This is a genomic window from Methanosarcina mangrovi (assembly GCF_052057765.1).
Lineage (GTDB): Archaea > Halobacteriota > Methanosarcinia > Methanosarcinales > Methanosarcinaceae > Methanosarcina.
In genome coordinates this window covers 825294-840022 of sequence record NZ_CP195120.1, presented here as the reverse complement: position 1 = coordinate 840022, position 14729 = coordinate 825294, and the positions used below count along the sequence as shown (strand labels likewise).

Sequence of the window (14729 nt, the reverse complement as noted above, 5' to 3'; positions counted from 1 at the left end):
GCTACTGTTTTTCTTACAGGAATAAACGAAACGACTTCAGTCCTCATCCGATACAGTTTACTATGTCCGATAGACACCCTTAATGACATGCTGTGCGTAAATATAAGTCAGTTTTTACATGACCCGGATGTGATCTGGAAATGAGTATGAAAAAACCTGATCAGCAAAACATTATACTGGACAAAATCCTTGTGGAACGGAGGTCTCACAGGCAGTTTAAGCAGGAATTCCCGTCAGAAGAAGATATAAGAGGTATCATTCACGCCGGGCTTCACGCGCCCTTTGCTGCTGCAGCTGTGGGCGGTATAGAGGATTATTTCCGAAGATTTTTTGTCCTGAAAAAGGGCTCAAAAAGTATGACAGCGGCAGCTTCCCTTATCTTCGAAGAAGCCGCTGTAATGGCTTCAAATCTCGAAAGTGCTATGGAGAATGATCCGGAACTCCGCACACAGGCAAGAGGGTTTGCAAACCGGCTGGCGATGATCAAAAAAATGGGACAGGTGCCCGGAGTCGGTACGGCTCCCTACTTCATAGTAGTCGCTGAGCGGAAAGGCTTCCCTCCGGTAGAACAACAATCACTTGCTCACTGTCTGGAGAACATGTGGTTGAAGGCAACCGCGCTTGGCATCGGATTCCAGCTAGTCTCCATTACAGCTCAAATGGCGGACAACCCGGCATTCTGCACACTCCTTGGGATTCCTCCAGGGGGATGGGCTCTTATGGGATGTGCGGCAGGCTACCCGGTTAAAGAACTGCCTCCTTCGAACCGCCCTCCGATTGATGAGGTAACACGCTGGCTGGAATGAAAAAAGTGGAAATTCCGAATAAATAACAAAAAAGCGAAAAACTTCAGAACCGTGATCTTATTCCCTGATAATAGAACTCTGATAATTGATCTTATTCCCTGATAATAGAACTCTGATAATAATAGAAGAGTGAAAACTTCAGAATCGTAATCCGGTCAGGTGAGGAATGACTCGTTCCTGATGTTAAAAATTCCAAAAAAACTACTTTCTTCCCCCGAAGCGGAAGATTTTGAACTGGAGACCTGAACTGGAGATCAGATAATAAATGTGGAATCGATGAGCTGTACGATCCGATCTCCAGCAAAGTCTTAAGGGCACCCACTGAAAAAAATCAGACAGAAGCTTCCTTATTCAGGATATAAGCGACCATTTCAGGGTTCAGCTTGCTCTCCCTTGCAATCTTTTTCTCAATCTCCTCAGTCGGTTTACCTTCGGTCTTCATGACCTTAATCTTTTCAATCACCGAGGATGGAATGCTGTAGTACTCGTTGATATCTTTTCTGTGCCCCCAGACGTCTCCTTCGAGAAGCTGTACTCTCTGCATCTGCAGGAACATTTCTATGGACTTGGAGACCGTGCGCATGTAAGATTTGGGTAACTGAATAACCTCAATCTTCGGGCAGGTTTCAACCAATCCAAAGATGTCCTTATTTGAAGGCCTGAAAGCCAGGTGTACGATACGCTCATTCGGATTAAGTGTAAAGATTTCTTCTCTTGAACTGACCACTCTTATTCTCATGTTTTTCCCCCACTATTTGTTTATGTTTAATTTGTTTTATGTTTTGAGTTATTTTATTTTTACTATATTAGAAAGTACATGCACTTATTATAAATAGTTATCTCATTAAGCTAATGTTATTTAGATAGTATAACGAGTAATACATGTTTATCAGGCACTAAAAGAGAGCCTTAAAAAGCCTTAAAAAAGATTAAAGTCGTTATTTAAAGACAGATTTTTCAATTTCGGACTCTTTTTAGCCGGATTTCATACTAAAAATCTTTTCATGCACTACTTGAATAATTCTGATCTTTAATCCCTGAATTTTATATTTCCAGCCTGAATTTCAACTGAGATTTTCCTGAAAGAAAGGAAAATAAAGCTGCAATCAGAGTTGGAAAATATATAGTATTTAGTGAGTCAAACAAAAAGAAATTAAGGATGAATTTTGGGAGGTGATTAAAAAGGGATATCAGAAAAAGTGACCGAAGGAAATAGAAGGATAGAATTAAGGAGAAAATAGCAAGAGGAATGGCAGGAATAAAAACCTTCGGCTGGGAGGAAAACTATGGCAGAAAGTTTCTAAAAAGAAATCGGTTAAAAAGTTGTGCGCCCTCAGGTTCGCTGAACCCGGGCGGTTTTTTAAAGAAGAAGACAGGGTCAGAGAAGTTTATCAAGTTCAGCTGCCAGTACACTGCCCTGGGTTACACCCATAAAGCGCTTTACTTCAGTCCCATCCTTCTGAATGATCAGGGTCGGAACAGCGTGTATGCCGTACTTTGAGGCAAGCTCCTGGTTTTCATCTACATCGACAACCTTGAACTCAACCTTATCCCCATACTTTTTTTCGAGCTCTTCAAGAATAGGTTTTTGCATCCTGCAAGGTCCACACCATGTTGCGGAAAAGTCCAATAACATCGGTTTCATAAAATCACCTGCAATACTTGAAACGTCTGAGACTTTTGCTGTTTTAGTTTATAACTACTCCGGTCAGCGTGCAGAGGAATCGTATATGTGCGTCCGTACGGCACGGCTGCTGGCACCCCAATCCTGAATGATAGACGACCTGAAGATGGAATTACCAGATACAGGGTCGGGACTCAACTTATTGTATATATTCTTCGATGATATGAAATAATTTCCCCACTATCCGATTATTCTTCCTGCTTCGTACGTTTCCCGCTGAGAATAAGTCCGCAGGCTTTATCCTGCCATAGTAAGGTGAATTATTTCCATATCGAAGTGCAATACTCTTTATATTGATCGCAGCATTTATATCTCTATCGCGTCTGCTCTCACACAGAGCAAATCCAATCTCTATTCCGTTAAAACCGGATAAGAGTTGAGATAGTCGCAAGCATTGCATAACTTAAAAAACGGCTCAAAAATACCGATCCATAAGAGTATCTTGCCATAACATGAGAGCCCTATATTCCAATCCGGAAATGAGATTACTCCATAAAGTATCACTTATTGATCGCACGAGTCTATGGTTTCTCCGTTTTCGGCCAGATTATCTTCTCTCTCACCCACTATCTGACATAGACTTTTATCTCATATCTTTAATCTCGTATGCCAGATGTCGGATTTGATTTCGATTGGAAACAAAGATAAGAATAATCCGCAGTTTCATACTGGTTGAAACCTCCAGAAGTTGCAAGCAGACTATTGATGTATAGAAAGGAGTATATCGAAAGCTCCGAAGCATCCGAACTTCAACAAAGTTCGGAACGTGAAATCGCTACCGTTAGTGCCGGCCTTTCTGATGCGTTCTTTTGTAAGTTCATACCTCACCAGGAAGGTAGGAAAAAATCATTATCTTTTAATGATGTCCGGTTCCAGATGAATTGAAGCCATTACTGGTACTTCTGCAAGGGCGTGTATAGGAATAGCTTAAGGCAGATAGGTGGTTTAAACCTTCTACATTTGGCTTCATATGAAGAAGTGCAAAGTCCGGGATCTTTAGTCATGAATATAAGTGCCCTCCCATCATTGATCTCACATACAACAATTTGCTACTTTTCTGTTAATGTTTCCGATAAAAAAGACAACATATCCTTCATCTGTCTGACTAGACTTAATGATAAAGTAACAAAGGTTAAATAGCCAAATCTTCCAATTTTTCGTATTCGTTTTTATTTTTTACAGTTCAGGATTATTTAAGTAAGATAGACAAACAGGACCTTTATGGAACCTTTGAGCTTTCGGTTTAGCCTTTTCCCACAGATGGTTCTTATCTGAGGGAAAGAAATCTGGATAAAAAGGCAAAAGTCCTGATTTATTCTAATCATTGTTGAGTATCTTTAATTCTATTATTATTAAATAATATTTATATATATTATTGAATTGATAGGAACTCCAGTAGCTCAATTTATTTTTAACTGTATGAGCGAGATTAACTGTCAGAATCAAACATTATTTGTTGAGTGCCGGAACCATGAAGGTTGGTTCGTAAAGATGTAACAGATGATCAAAATTTCAGACGAACCATTGATCCGTTTATGATATTTTCAGATTCAGGCAGTTATGTGAATAGATAGTCAGGTCCAGATAGTCAGATCCATCAAAATGTGACCAATTCAGGATGCCATCGAAATGTATCTAATTAATCATCGTATCTGGAGTTCTGAATAAATGTTACGAATAAATGTTACGAATAAATGTTCCAAACAGATGTTCCAAACAGATGTTCCAAACAGATGTTCCGAACAAATAGAAGAGTGGGGGATATTACATGGCAGAAAAATTTGAAAGTAGGGACATAGAAGAAGTGTCACCTGAAGTACCGACTAAACGTAAATGCGGAGTAATGGATGTTCATCGCAGGTTGCTAACGGAATCCGAGTCATATGCACGAGAACGCAATCAAATTGAAAATCTGACTCTCGCATATAAAACAGGCTTACGAGCAGTATCTCGTACGGGAATCGTCCGGATTCCTGTGGTAGTTCACGTTGTATGGAATAAAGAAGTGCAGAATATATCTGATGCCCAGGTCCAGAGCCAGATAGACGTTCTTAACGAAGATTTCCGTAAGTCGAATCCAGATATATCCCAGGTGCCTGGCATCTGGAAAAATCTTACGGCAGACTTCGGAATTGAGTTTTTCCTTGCAACAAAAGGTCCGGATGGAAATTCGACTTCAGGAATAACTCGTACTCAGACCTCAGAAGGCTCTTTTGGTACAGATGACAGAGTGAAGTCCACATCAGCTGGTGGTAAGGACCCATGGCCGACAGACCGTTATCTAAACATTTGGGTGTGTCAGCTCAGAGGGGGTCTGCTGGGTTATGCACAGTTCCCAGGCGGGCCCGCTGGAACAGATGGTGTTGTTATTACTCACACAGGATTTGGCACCACCGGAACTGCCAGGCCGCCATTTGAAAAAGGGAGAACGGCAACCCATGAAATAGGCCACTGGTTGAACCTATATCATATCTGGGGGGATGACGGGACTGGATGCGCAGGTACTGACGAGGTTGATGACACTCCAAATCAAGGAGGATCTAACAACGGCTGTCCGGAATACCCGCATATCAGCTGCAACAATGGACCACATGGTGACATGTTCATGAATTACATGGACTACGTAAACGACAGTTGTATGGTAATGTTCACGGAAGGCCAGGCGATCCGTATAAATGCATGCCTTGAAGGACCAAGGTTGTCGTTCCTTACTGCGGCGGAAAGCGCAGAGATGGAAAAGGCACCGTCTAAGGGTAAAGTGCCTATGCCAAGGTGAAGTAACTCTGGAAAAGATAGAAGTGTCATCGCCTGAGGGCGGAATGCCTTGACGTTTCGTCCTCGGTACCGGTTCTGCCCTGTATCATAAATACTGGATAACTCAAAATGGAGCCAGTCAGTAACCGACCATAAATACAAGGGATGGATAACTGACGACTTCTGTTTTGGTAAGGACAAATATAAAGGACAAACTATGACCGAATTACCTGACGAGATCTTCCGGGAATGGATGCACTCCTTTGAGGAAGATACGAATGGAATAACCGTATACAGGCCAGTTGAGTACGAGTTTCCGCGAGCTCGCGGTCGGGGGGGGATTGAGTTCAGGCCAGATGGGGTGTTCATCGATTGGGAAATTGGCCCTACTGATGCTTCTCGTGGAATTAACGGACACTGGGAGATGGAGGGTCCCGGGCGAGTGCGCGTATCTTTTGAAGGGAATGTTCGGCCGCCTCGAATCCTGGAAATCCTTCAGATTAATGCGGAGATTCTGAAGGTGAGGCAGTTGCCAGCATCTTCCTGACCTGTACTTGGAGGTGAGATTCTGGGGAGGTATATAGTAATCTCGGACTCCGGCGAAAAACACAGTGCTGAGGAATCGGCGAGAAGTTTCGGAGCGCACTGGGTTCGTCTTGGGGACCAGACTGTAGTATGGACAGATTCTGAAGAATGGAATGCTTTTACCAGTAAAGCCGGGCAGGCAGGCATAAGTCTCGACCGGGCAGAAGGTCGCGAGCTGGAAGGCCGGCTTTACCTTGTCATTCAGACCGGGAGGGCATTCCAGGATACATATCCCGAAGCCAGGGTAGTCATAGAAAAAGGCCGTTATTTGGTGGTCGAATTGCTTCCCGAGGAAGTCAGCCGTTTCACTGAAGGCAAGGATGACTGGTGGACGGTACGTCCGCTGGCATTGGACAGCGTGGTTATGGATATAATCAAACCTGAAGCCAGGGAAGCCTTTCCGAGAATGCGGGCAAACATCGAAGCTGTGTCACAATCCACATACAATTTTTATCTGAGTTCGCTGGTGAATTTCCTGACTCGTCACTCCTTAAGCTCTCAATTTACCAGCGCGGCAACCTGGGCGGCAGACCAGTTGCAAAACCTTGGTTACCAGGTGGAATTGCTTCCAATAAATGTTGGAAATGGCGAAAGCTACAATGTCATTGCAGATCGTTCGGGTAACGAAAGTGGAGCCCGTAAACTGGTACTTGTTACTGCTCACCTGGACTCGGTTAACCTCACTGGGGGAAGGGAGGCACCCGCCCCGGGTGCGGATGACAATGCAAGCGGTGCTGCAGGGGTTCTGGAGATCGCACGCGTGCTTGCTGAGCATTCTGCAAAACATGACCTGCGTCTCATTCTTTTCGGAGGGGAGGAGCAGGGACTTCACGGGAGCAAACAATACGTCAGCGGATTGGCGGGCAGTGAACGCACCCGTATCAGTGCGGTCATCAACATGGACATGGTTGCGACCTTAAATACTGCATCGCCAACGGTCTTGCTCGAAGGAGCTCCAGTTTCCAAGACCCTAATGGAAGAACTCGCCGAAGCAGCTGCGACATACACATCACTGGTTGTCCAGACATCAGAGAACCCCTTCGCAAGCGACCACGTACCTTTCATCAATGAACTTATCCCTGCGGTTCTCACGATTGAGGGGACTGATAGCTCAAACACCAACGTACACACCGCTAATGATACGCTTGATCACATCAACTACGGGCTGGCGATGGATATTGTTCGGATGAATCTCGCTGTTACTTTCAGGCTGCTTGGTGTTGACGAGTCGCAGACACCTTAAATGCCTTTTCCAAACCGGTCATTTTTCAGGTTTAATTGGTACAGGAACAGAGACGTATACAGAGCAGAAAATCGGAAGCGAGATGAGAACATACAATTGGAAATGATTAATTAACAATCAAAGTAAACGGATTATTTTGTGGGATACAAAAAGCAGTAGAGCAAAATGAGTGGGGTAATGAAATGATTGGAATAGTAGCTGCCTTCGAAAAGGTGAAAATTCCGGAAATGGGAAAAAGTTTTGGAACCGGCTGGCTCCCTCCGTTACCGTCCCTAAAAGATTACACAGAAGAAAGCGCTCAGATTCCCGAGATGGCAGAAAAACTCGGAATTCCGACTTCCAGAAAGGAAACAAAAACTCTGGAATTGCCTGTTTCCATAGACCTCAGGAACTGGTGTTCGCCGATTGAAGATCAAATGGATCTGGGTTCCTGTACCGCCAACGCAGGTGTAGGAGTGATTGAGTACTTTGAGCGACGAGCCTTTGGGAAACATATTGACGGGTCAAGACTTTTTGTCTACAAGACGACCAGAAACCTGATGGGAGTCAAGGGAGACACCGGAGCCTGGCTTCGGAATGCCATGGGAGCACTGGCTCTTTGCGGGGTCCCGCCTGAAAAGTATTTTCCTTACACCAACAGGAAAACTCCGGGACCGGACGGAGAACCGACATTTGACGACGAACCTTCAAGCTTTGTATATTCGCTTGCCGACAACTTCGAAGCCCTTAACTACTTCTGCCATGACCCGCAGGGCATGAATTTACCACCTGAAGACGTCATCCTCAGCGTGAAGAAGTACCTTGCGGCAGGAATTCCCTCAATGTTCGGTTTTTACGGGTTTCCCTCCTTTAAGGACACAGATGTTAAAGGTGGAATTCCTTTCCCGTGTTCCGATGAGAGGTCAATATGGGGCCACGCGGTCGTTGCAGTCGGTTATGATGATAACATGAAGATCAGAAATACCCTCAGCAACAAAGAAACCACCGGTGCCTTTTTGATCCGCAATTCCTGGGGCACAGCCTGGGGTGATAATGGGTATGGATGGCTGCCCTATGAATATGTCCTGAACAAATTTGCACTGGACTTCTGGTCTTTGATTTCGATGAACTGGATTGAAACAGGGAATTTCGGGCTTGAACTCGAGAGCTCCAGGAGTAGAGCTCGCGAAACTCTCAGTCGAGAAATGCCTCTGCCCCATGCATAAAATAGAAAAAGGTTAGATCACCCGGAACAGAGATATCTGTCCAATATATCCTTTTATTCAGGAGACTTCCGGTGGTCTCCTGATAAAACAGTATAACATGCCGGTAAAGACAAAAGCAGACAAACATTGACTTTAGCCATGGTACGAAAACGTTTTCCTACATGCAGCCTGTTGTAAGAAGACATAAAGCTAAAGTATATGAACTCATTCCGAAACCATTTTCGACTGTTTGAAACCAGAATATCATTATTCTTCAGATTCAGACTTACCGGAACCACATCCGGAGTAATTGCCGTTGGAATTCATCAGTTCAGGTATGATCCATGAGACGTATACCTGATATAGATGGGCAGCATCTCGATGGAAGACGTGAACTTTGAGGAGGAAACTGAAAATATAGCTTCCCTGCCGTGATTATTCTTGGAAATGGAAGCTAACCTTTATTGGAGGAGTTTGCGGTGATATTGAGTGACCAGGATAAGGGCCGTACCTTAGAGGTAGAGGCTCAAAGCCTCATAACTGTACGCTTAAATGAGAATCCCACCACCGGCTACCGATGGGAAGTTGAAACTGCCGGAGGACTGGAAATGGTAGGTGACAGCTTCGAGAAAACGGGAGATGCAATTGGTGCAGCAGGCGTGCGAGTGTTCCAGTTTCGTGCATCGGAAGCGGGATCTCACAAGCTTAGCATTAGAAACTGGCGTGATTGGGAAGGAGAAGGTTCGATCATAGACCGTTTTTACGCTACTATTCTGGTGAAGTAAATTATATATTGTCAGGGAAAAGAAAAAGCTATATTCGTAACTATTCATATTTTTTGTAACTATACAATTTTTCTCCCTTTGAAGAAATTGTATATAAAATAATTTTAAGACAAAAACGAATTTTCGTTAAAGACCAGAATATTGCATAATTTTTATTATTGAGCTTATCCCACCGCCCCTTGTCCTTTATTTTCAATCATTAACGGTTTTCAGAATTGCCTTTCAATCTGATACGTACTTTCAATTACATATCATTCAGATAAACAATAGTTCTAGTTAAAGTATCTTAAATCAGCTCTGAAACTCAGTTCTTTTATCTGAGAGTTACTACGGAAACATTTGAGAATACTTCAAAAACAAACTTTAACCTGAACCGGTATGCGAAAAGGCTCACTAAAGAAAGCCCGGAAAAAAGAATACAAACGGAGCCGCTCAGTACACAGAAGATTTTTAATTTGTATGAAACTGATTGCTTCACTTGGGTCCCAAACATTGAAACTTTAGCTTTCTGGTTAGTAAAACAAATGTACCGGGACCTGAAATATTCTTGAAATATTCTTGAAATATTCTTGAAATATTCTTGAAATATTCCTGAAATATTCCTGAAATATTTGAAGAACTCAAAAGAAAGAGCACAATGAAAAAGAAATTAAGACAAGCTTTTTACTGCTTCTATTTCTCCGTATCCTCTTTCCGGCTTTTAATAATGTTGCCGAAATACATGCACCCTTCCATTGAGATCGTTGGCATCTCCGGGGATTCGTCGACCATTTGTATCGGAGCACCCCGAATAAGCACGCAGGGAACTCTTTCTCCGGCTTCTCCCATAAGGAGTTCAGCCGCAGAAACAAGGTTATCGGCTGCCGCTTTGTAAGTCAGGCGGAGGGGCTTTCCGTAAATATCAAAGGTGCCCCTTGCATCCTCCACAGGCACAAAACCCGAAATCCCGAGCGCAAGGCCTGTGCAACCCAGGCGCAGGGGCTGAGTCCTGCTATCCCCTATAATCACACCCAGCCTGCAGGAGTAACGCTGCTCAAGCCTTTTCCGGATGGTCTCGGAACTTTTTCTCGGATCTTCAGGAAGCAGGACTACGTGACCGTCAGGCGCGTTTGAAGCATCAATTCCAGCATTAGGAGAGAGAATGCCCTTTGTAATCGTAAGTGCGGCTCCGGGGACACCCCCGAAAAGTTCGTCACATTCCTGAAGCACAAGCTCCATTTCCCTCGGGTCTATCCCGTATTTTTCCCCAAGAGATAAGGCCTTTTCCCCGGGCTCGATGCTGGCGAGCTCAACGATTCGATTTTCCGCCGTAGCAACCGCGGATTCAGCCAGCACAAAAACATCCCCATCAACTGGAATAATGCCTGTGTCCTGTAGCGAAACTTCAAGGATCTGCACGATGTCGTCCCCTGCTCTGATGATAGGGGTCTTAATCCCGAACATCTGGATGGAAGTGATTTCTGGATTCATTTTGATGCCTTTAAAATGTAATTAATCTCGATTTTAGGAAACGTAAAATCAATATACACAGAATCAGACCGTAAAATACCGGAGGGTATTTATAAATGTATCCAAAGGCTCCGATAAATTTTTGTCGTAAATGAAAAGTTCAAGAAGAAGAAGAAGAAGAAGAAGAAGAAGAAGAAGAAGAAGAAGAAATATACGCGCAAAAATCCCGGATATAAGTTTCAGAAAAAGAGAGGAGAAGAGGAACTATGAACAATCGGATCGTAAAATTCCAGGAAAAAACACTGCAGCTACATGAAATCTCTTATCACGATATAAAAGTCTTTTATCATGATAAAAAAATCATGATAAAAAAATCATGATAAAAATCATTTTTCAGAGATTCCTGCCATTGAAAGTAATTTCGGAGTGTTTTTGTGAGATCCGATTGGCATAATGTGAACTCCGCGTGAGAGTTTTGTGAGCTCCCTTATAGTTTCGGAAGCTATCGAAAGACCTTCTTCAAGAGGAGAAGATGCGTCTTTCATTCGAAGCATGATTTCTTCAGGCACATGGATTCCTGAGATGTTTTTATTCATATACTCAGCCATACCCAGGGATTTGAGAGGAATCAAGCCTGCAATTATAGGCACCTCAAGATGGTTTACTGCTTCCATAAACTCCTCGAACATGCCCACATCATACACAGCCTGCGTCTGGATAAAATCGGCTCCGCCTCTGACCTTCTTTTCAAGCTTTATCAGCTGAATTATCTTTTCGGGGTCTATGCTTGAGACTGCACCTGCACAGAAAGAAGTCCCTCCATCCAGCCTGTTTCCTGCTAAATCAACGCCTGAATCGAGCTTTCTGACAAGTTCAATGAGCTGTACGGAGTCAAGGTCATAAACGGGTTTTGAGCCGGGGTGGTCTCCACAGGAGGGGAAATCTCCGGTCATCAAGCAGATATTCCGAATTCCAAGAGCATATGCTCCAAGCAGGTCGGACTGGAGCCCGATTCGGTTTCGATCCCGGCAGGTAAGCTGCATAATAGGTTCGTGCCCCGCATCAAGCAGAAGTTTGCTGAAAGCCAGTGAACTCATGTGCATAATTGAACACTGGTTATCGGTGACGTTCAGGGCATCTGCAAGGCCTTTGAGATGGCTGGCATCTTCCAGGGGAACTGAATACCTTGTTCCCTTGGGAGGGGAGACTTCAGCAGTAACCAGAAATTTCCTGGAGTTCAGTTTTTCACGAAAATTAAAAAGCATTAAGCGAGAATATTAGAAATGAAATTATTTAAAACCATGCTCCTGGGGGGCATGGGTAACGTAGAGAAGGTCAAGCCTTTTGATCTTTTTGAGGCGTTCATAAATAAGGGTCCAGACACAATTCTTCTCCCTGTTGACCTCGCACATCCCGCCCACTGCCCCTCCGCAGGGCCCGTTGAGAAGGGATTTCGGGCACTGGGATTTCGGGCAGAGCCCACCGTATTCGCTTATGGTACAGTCCCCGCACATAATACACTGGTCAGAAAGAAGCTTTCCTCCACTGGAACCACCGAGTGAGAGGGTGTTGTTCGAACCGTAGATAGGCAAATCCACAACAGTGGCAACAGCAGAAACTCCACTGCCACACCCCATGACCAGAACGCAATGCGCTTCATTTATTTTCTCGTTTTTCTCAACCAGGGATTCATAAGACCGGATACTGCAGGCTGCAGTTGGAAGAGCCCAGCCAACAACATGCTTTCCGCTTTCTTCAAGCCGTCTGCACATCTCAAGGATCTCGGGTTCTCCTCCTGTCTTCAGTTTTGCAGCGCATACGTTGCATCCGATAACAAATATATCGTCTTCGTCTTTTAACAGATCCAGGATTTCTTCAAAGGGTTTTGCTGAAGTTATGATCATAATTACCTCAAATATCGGTATTCCAGATTAGTCCGATTTGCAATACATTCACGGATCATTTCTGCAATCAGTGGGAGGGAACGAGCCTGTCCTTCCAGTTTTCGGGCGAGGCGTTCAAATTGCAGCAGAGTGCCTATCACAAGCACATCGGTTGATTCCGTTTCATGGGAAACTGCATCTCTTGCAAGGGCCGCGTCTCCTCCCCTTGCAAGCATCTCCTGTTTTATTATCAGAGCTTCAGTGGTTGTAAGGTTTCTGATCTTTAACGTAAGATGGATGCTTTTTCCCTGCATGACCTGCGAACCGACCCGTGTAGCCCCAAGATTCCTCATTGCAAGGCCTGCGTCCTGAGGAGTTTTTACCTCAAGTACCGAGACCTCATACCTGCCCTCCTTTACAACGCTTGTCCGGCTCCTCAGAGCTCCTGAGAGCTTAACAACGTCAGAAGTCTCGGGGACATCATGGGTACGGATAATATGTGCGCCCTTGTGAACAGCGATTGCTGCTGCAGCCAGACTGCCGTAGAGCCTTTCATTTGCAGGTTTTCCAAGGACTTCTCCTATGAAGGACTTCCTTGAAAGGGCTGCAAGCAGAGGTTTTTCAAAAATCTTCAGGCGCTCGAAATCGTCCAGGGTTTCAAAATCATAAATGGGCAGCTTTTCATCAGTCCACCTGCCAATTGCAGGGTCAAGAATGAGGCTGCCGGGTTCTATACCTCCAGCCCCGGCAGCCTGGATAATAGAGTCAAGGGCTTCGATGATGGCGTCCATGCCCAGAGGGTCTCCGGGAATTTTGTTAGAAGCCATAACCACAGCCGGGCAACCATGGTCTGCCATCACCTCTATCATTCTGGAGTCTGCCGTAAAACCGGAAACATCGTTTATGATATCTGCCCCTCTCTTAAGAGCTTCTTCTGCAATTTCGGAAAACATCGTATCAACGGAAATTACCGCATCAACATTGCCTTCCAGCGCCTCAAGCACGGGCAGTAATCGATCGAGTTCTTCTTTTTTGCTTATGGGTTCGGAAAAACGCCATGTTGACCGGGCTCCAAGGTCCAGGAAAGTTGCTCCGCCTTCAACCATTTTCCGGGCAACATCAAGCGCGGATTCCGGGCTTGCGATCGAACCTTCATAAAAAGATTCAGGGCTCAGGTTAATAATACCCATTACGTGTGCAGGATATTGATCTCCCACTTTCAGACCACAGATATCAGTATCAACTACCATTTTTGACAACCAGGCTATTATAGCTTTTAACTCAGTTGGCGCAACTGCGCTTGATAAACATAAGTGAGCAAACGATGTACGTAAGCAATTACATGCGTAAACAAACAATACGTGAGTAAACAATTATAATGTTCTATAGGGTTCTTAAACAATAATGAAATTTGAAGCCGGATCTGTAGATACCTTTTTTTCGTTATGAAATCCCCATAGAGGCATTTCGTAGAATCACAGCAACAGACGCTGTTAATTCAGTCAACTGCTAACATTCCCTGAAAAAGCCCTTTCTGTCCCGTCACCCGAAAGATTTCCTGCAGGCTTCGAGGGTAAGGTCTCCTGGAGACCTTATATATGAGCGTGAATAGAGTTTAAGGTTATGGGAAATACATTTCTAACTGTAATGGTATTTTCTGCCGCAATTCTTGATAACGGATATCGATCAGGATTCCGGATAAGATGTAAACCGGCATATTATTCCTGGATGCAGGGCCAAAGATATACCAGATATAATTCAAGGTTATTAACGTATATCAGGTATATTTGATTAGAGTTTACAAAAAACTCATTTTAGCGCCCGAACATTTTATGAGAGCCTGGCAATTTAATTAAGATTCTATGGACCATTTCTATTATTTATTGAGAGCAGACAGGATTCATAATAAAATAGGCTTCAATGATACATAAAAATATTGATGTGTAAAATTATTTTATCACAATTCGGAAAACTACACTTCAGATTACTATCAAGTATATATAAAAACTCAAGTACGATTACCTTAATTGGCATATCCAGAAAAACAGAGTAAAATCCTCAAGTATAATACTATCAAAAAACAAATTTACTTGTCTTGGTGCAAAAAGCTTGAGAAGACTATTTTTGTGCTTTAACCAAGGTTAAAAAGACCTCGGAATTTCTGACATATGCAACCGTATTCACTATACTGAGTCGTTCTTGCCCCGCTCGACGCAGGAGAGCGGGCTTTCTCAAAAAGAAGAACAAAAAACACACGAATTCTTTGAATAACAGGTAGAAAGGAATTAAAGTACCTGTCGAATCACAGTACTTTTATGCCAAGACTAAAAAAGAAGAGAAGTTGCCAGGATAAAAT

General features: G+C 43.8%; 14 protein-coding genes. 8 read left to right on the top strand and 6 right to left on the bottom strand.

The features are described 5' to 3' along the window. Positions 1-140: 140 nt before the first annotated feature. Positions 141-806, top strand: a complete 666-nt coding sequence (locus ACSAZL_RS04040; protein ID WP_440947453.1) for a nitroreductase family protein — start codon at positions 141-143, stop codon at positions 804-806. A gap of 331 nt (positions 807-1137) precedes the next feature. Here the strand turns inward: ACSAZL_RS04040 and ACSAZL_RS04035 are convergent, their stop codons facing one another. Beyond that, positions 1138-1545, bottom strand: coding sequence for a DUF1699 family protein (locus tag ACSAZL_RS04035; protein ID WP_440947452.1), 408 nt, complete (start codon positions 1543-1545; stop codon positions 1138-1140). 639 nt (positions 1546-2184) lie between these two features. Beyond that, the gene (gene trxA / locus ACSAZL_RS04030; protein WP_011032389.1) at positions 2185-2451 is read right to left on the bottom strand and encodes a thioredoxin; all 267 of its coding nucleotides are present in this window, start codon (positions 2449-2451) and stop codon (positions 2185-2187) included. A 711-nt stretch (positions 2452-3162) separates the two neighbouring features. Between trxA and ACSAZL_RS04025 the strand changes: the two genes are divergently transcribed. The 6 genes from ACSAZL_RS04025 (at position 3163) to ACSAZL_RS04000 (ending at position 9041) form a co-directional block, all read left to right on the top strand. Further along, positions 3163-3375, top strand: a complete 213-nt coding sequence (locus ACSAZL_RS04025) for a hypothetical protein (protein WP_440947451.1) — start codon at positions 3163-3165, stop codon at positions 3373-3375. Positions 3376-4294: 919 nt separating this feature from the next. After that, complete coding sequence (locus tag ACSAZL_RS04020) at positions 4295-5266, top strand: zinc metalloprotease (RefSeq protein WP_440947450.1); 972 nt, start codon at positions 4295-4297, stop codon at positions 5264-5266. Between the two features lie 195 nt (positions 5267-5461). After that, positions 5462-5791 carry a hypothetical protein gene (locus tag ACSAZL_RS04015; protein WP_440947449.1) on the top strand — a complete coding sequence of 110 codons (330 nt, stop codon included), beginning with the start codon at positions 5462-5464 and terminating at the stop codon, positions 5789-5791. A 309-nt stretch (positions 5792-6100) separates the two neighbouring features. Next, complete coding sequence (locus ACSAZL_RS04010) at positions 6101-7072, top strand: M28 family metallopeptidase (protein WP_440947448.1); 972 nt, start codon at positions 6101-6103, stop codon at positions 7070-7072. Between the two features lie 182 nt (positions 7073-7254). Then, a complete protein-coding gene (locus ACSAZL_RS04005) occupies positions 7255-8277 on the top strand; it encodes a C1 family peptidase (protein WP_440947447.1) in 1023 nt (340 codons plus the stop codon). A gap of 464 nt (positions 8278-8741) precedes the next feature. Then, complete coding sequence (locus ACSAZL_RS04000) at positions 8742-9041, top strand: protease inhibitor I42 family protein (RefSeq protein WP_440947446.1); 300 nt, start codon at positions 8742-8744, stop codon at positions 9039-9041. Positions 9042-9713: 672 nt separating this feature from the next. On the opposite strand, the gene cofE is transcribed toward ACSAZL_RS04000, so the two are convergent. Then, the gene (cofE, locus tag ACSAZL_RS03995) at positions 9714-10511 is read right to left on the bottom strand and encodes a coenzyme F420-0:L-glutamate ligase (protein WP_440947445.1); all 798 of its coding nucleotides are present in this window, start codon (positions 10509-10511) and stop codon (positions 9714-9716) included. Between the two features lie 130 nt (positions 10512-10641). On the opposite strand from cofE, the gene ACSAZL_RS03990 reads away from it, so the two are divergent. Then, positions 10642-10806 (top strand): hypothetical protein, encoded by a 165-nt coding sequence (locus tag ACSAZL_RS03990; RefSeq protein WP_440947444.1) that lies wholly within the window; start codon positions 10642-10644, stop codon positions 10804-10806. Positions 10807-10876: 70 nt separating this feature from the next. Here the strand turns inward: ACSAZL_RS03990 and ACSAZL_RS03985 are convergent, their stop codons facing one another. From ACSAZL_RS03985 to folP, 3 genes are read right to left on the bottom strand one after another with little or no spacing between them, the layout of a single operon-like run. After that, positions 10877-11755, bottom strand: coding sequence for a methylenetetrahydrofolate reductase (locus ACSAZL_RS03985; protein ID WP_440947443.1), 879 nt, complete (start codon positions 11753-11755; stop codon positions 10877-10879). A 24-nt stretch (positions 11756-11779) separates the two neighbouring features. Next, entirely contained in the window at positions 11780-12394 is a 615-nt protein-coding gene (locus tag ACSAZL_RS03980) for a methylenetetrahydrofolate reductase C-terminal domain-containing protein (protein WP_440947442.1), read from the bottom strand. Positions 12395-12396: 2 nt separating this feature from the next. Beyond that, positions 12397-13623: a dihydropteroate synthase gene (gene folP / locus ACSAZL_RS03975; RefSeq protein ID WP_440947441.1), complete on the bottom strand. Its 1227-nt coding sequence runs from the start codon at positions 13621-13623 to the stop codon at positions 12397-12399. Between the last annotated feature and the right edge of the window lie 1106 nt (positions 13624-14729).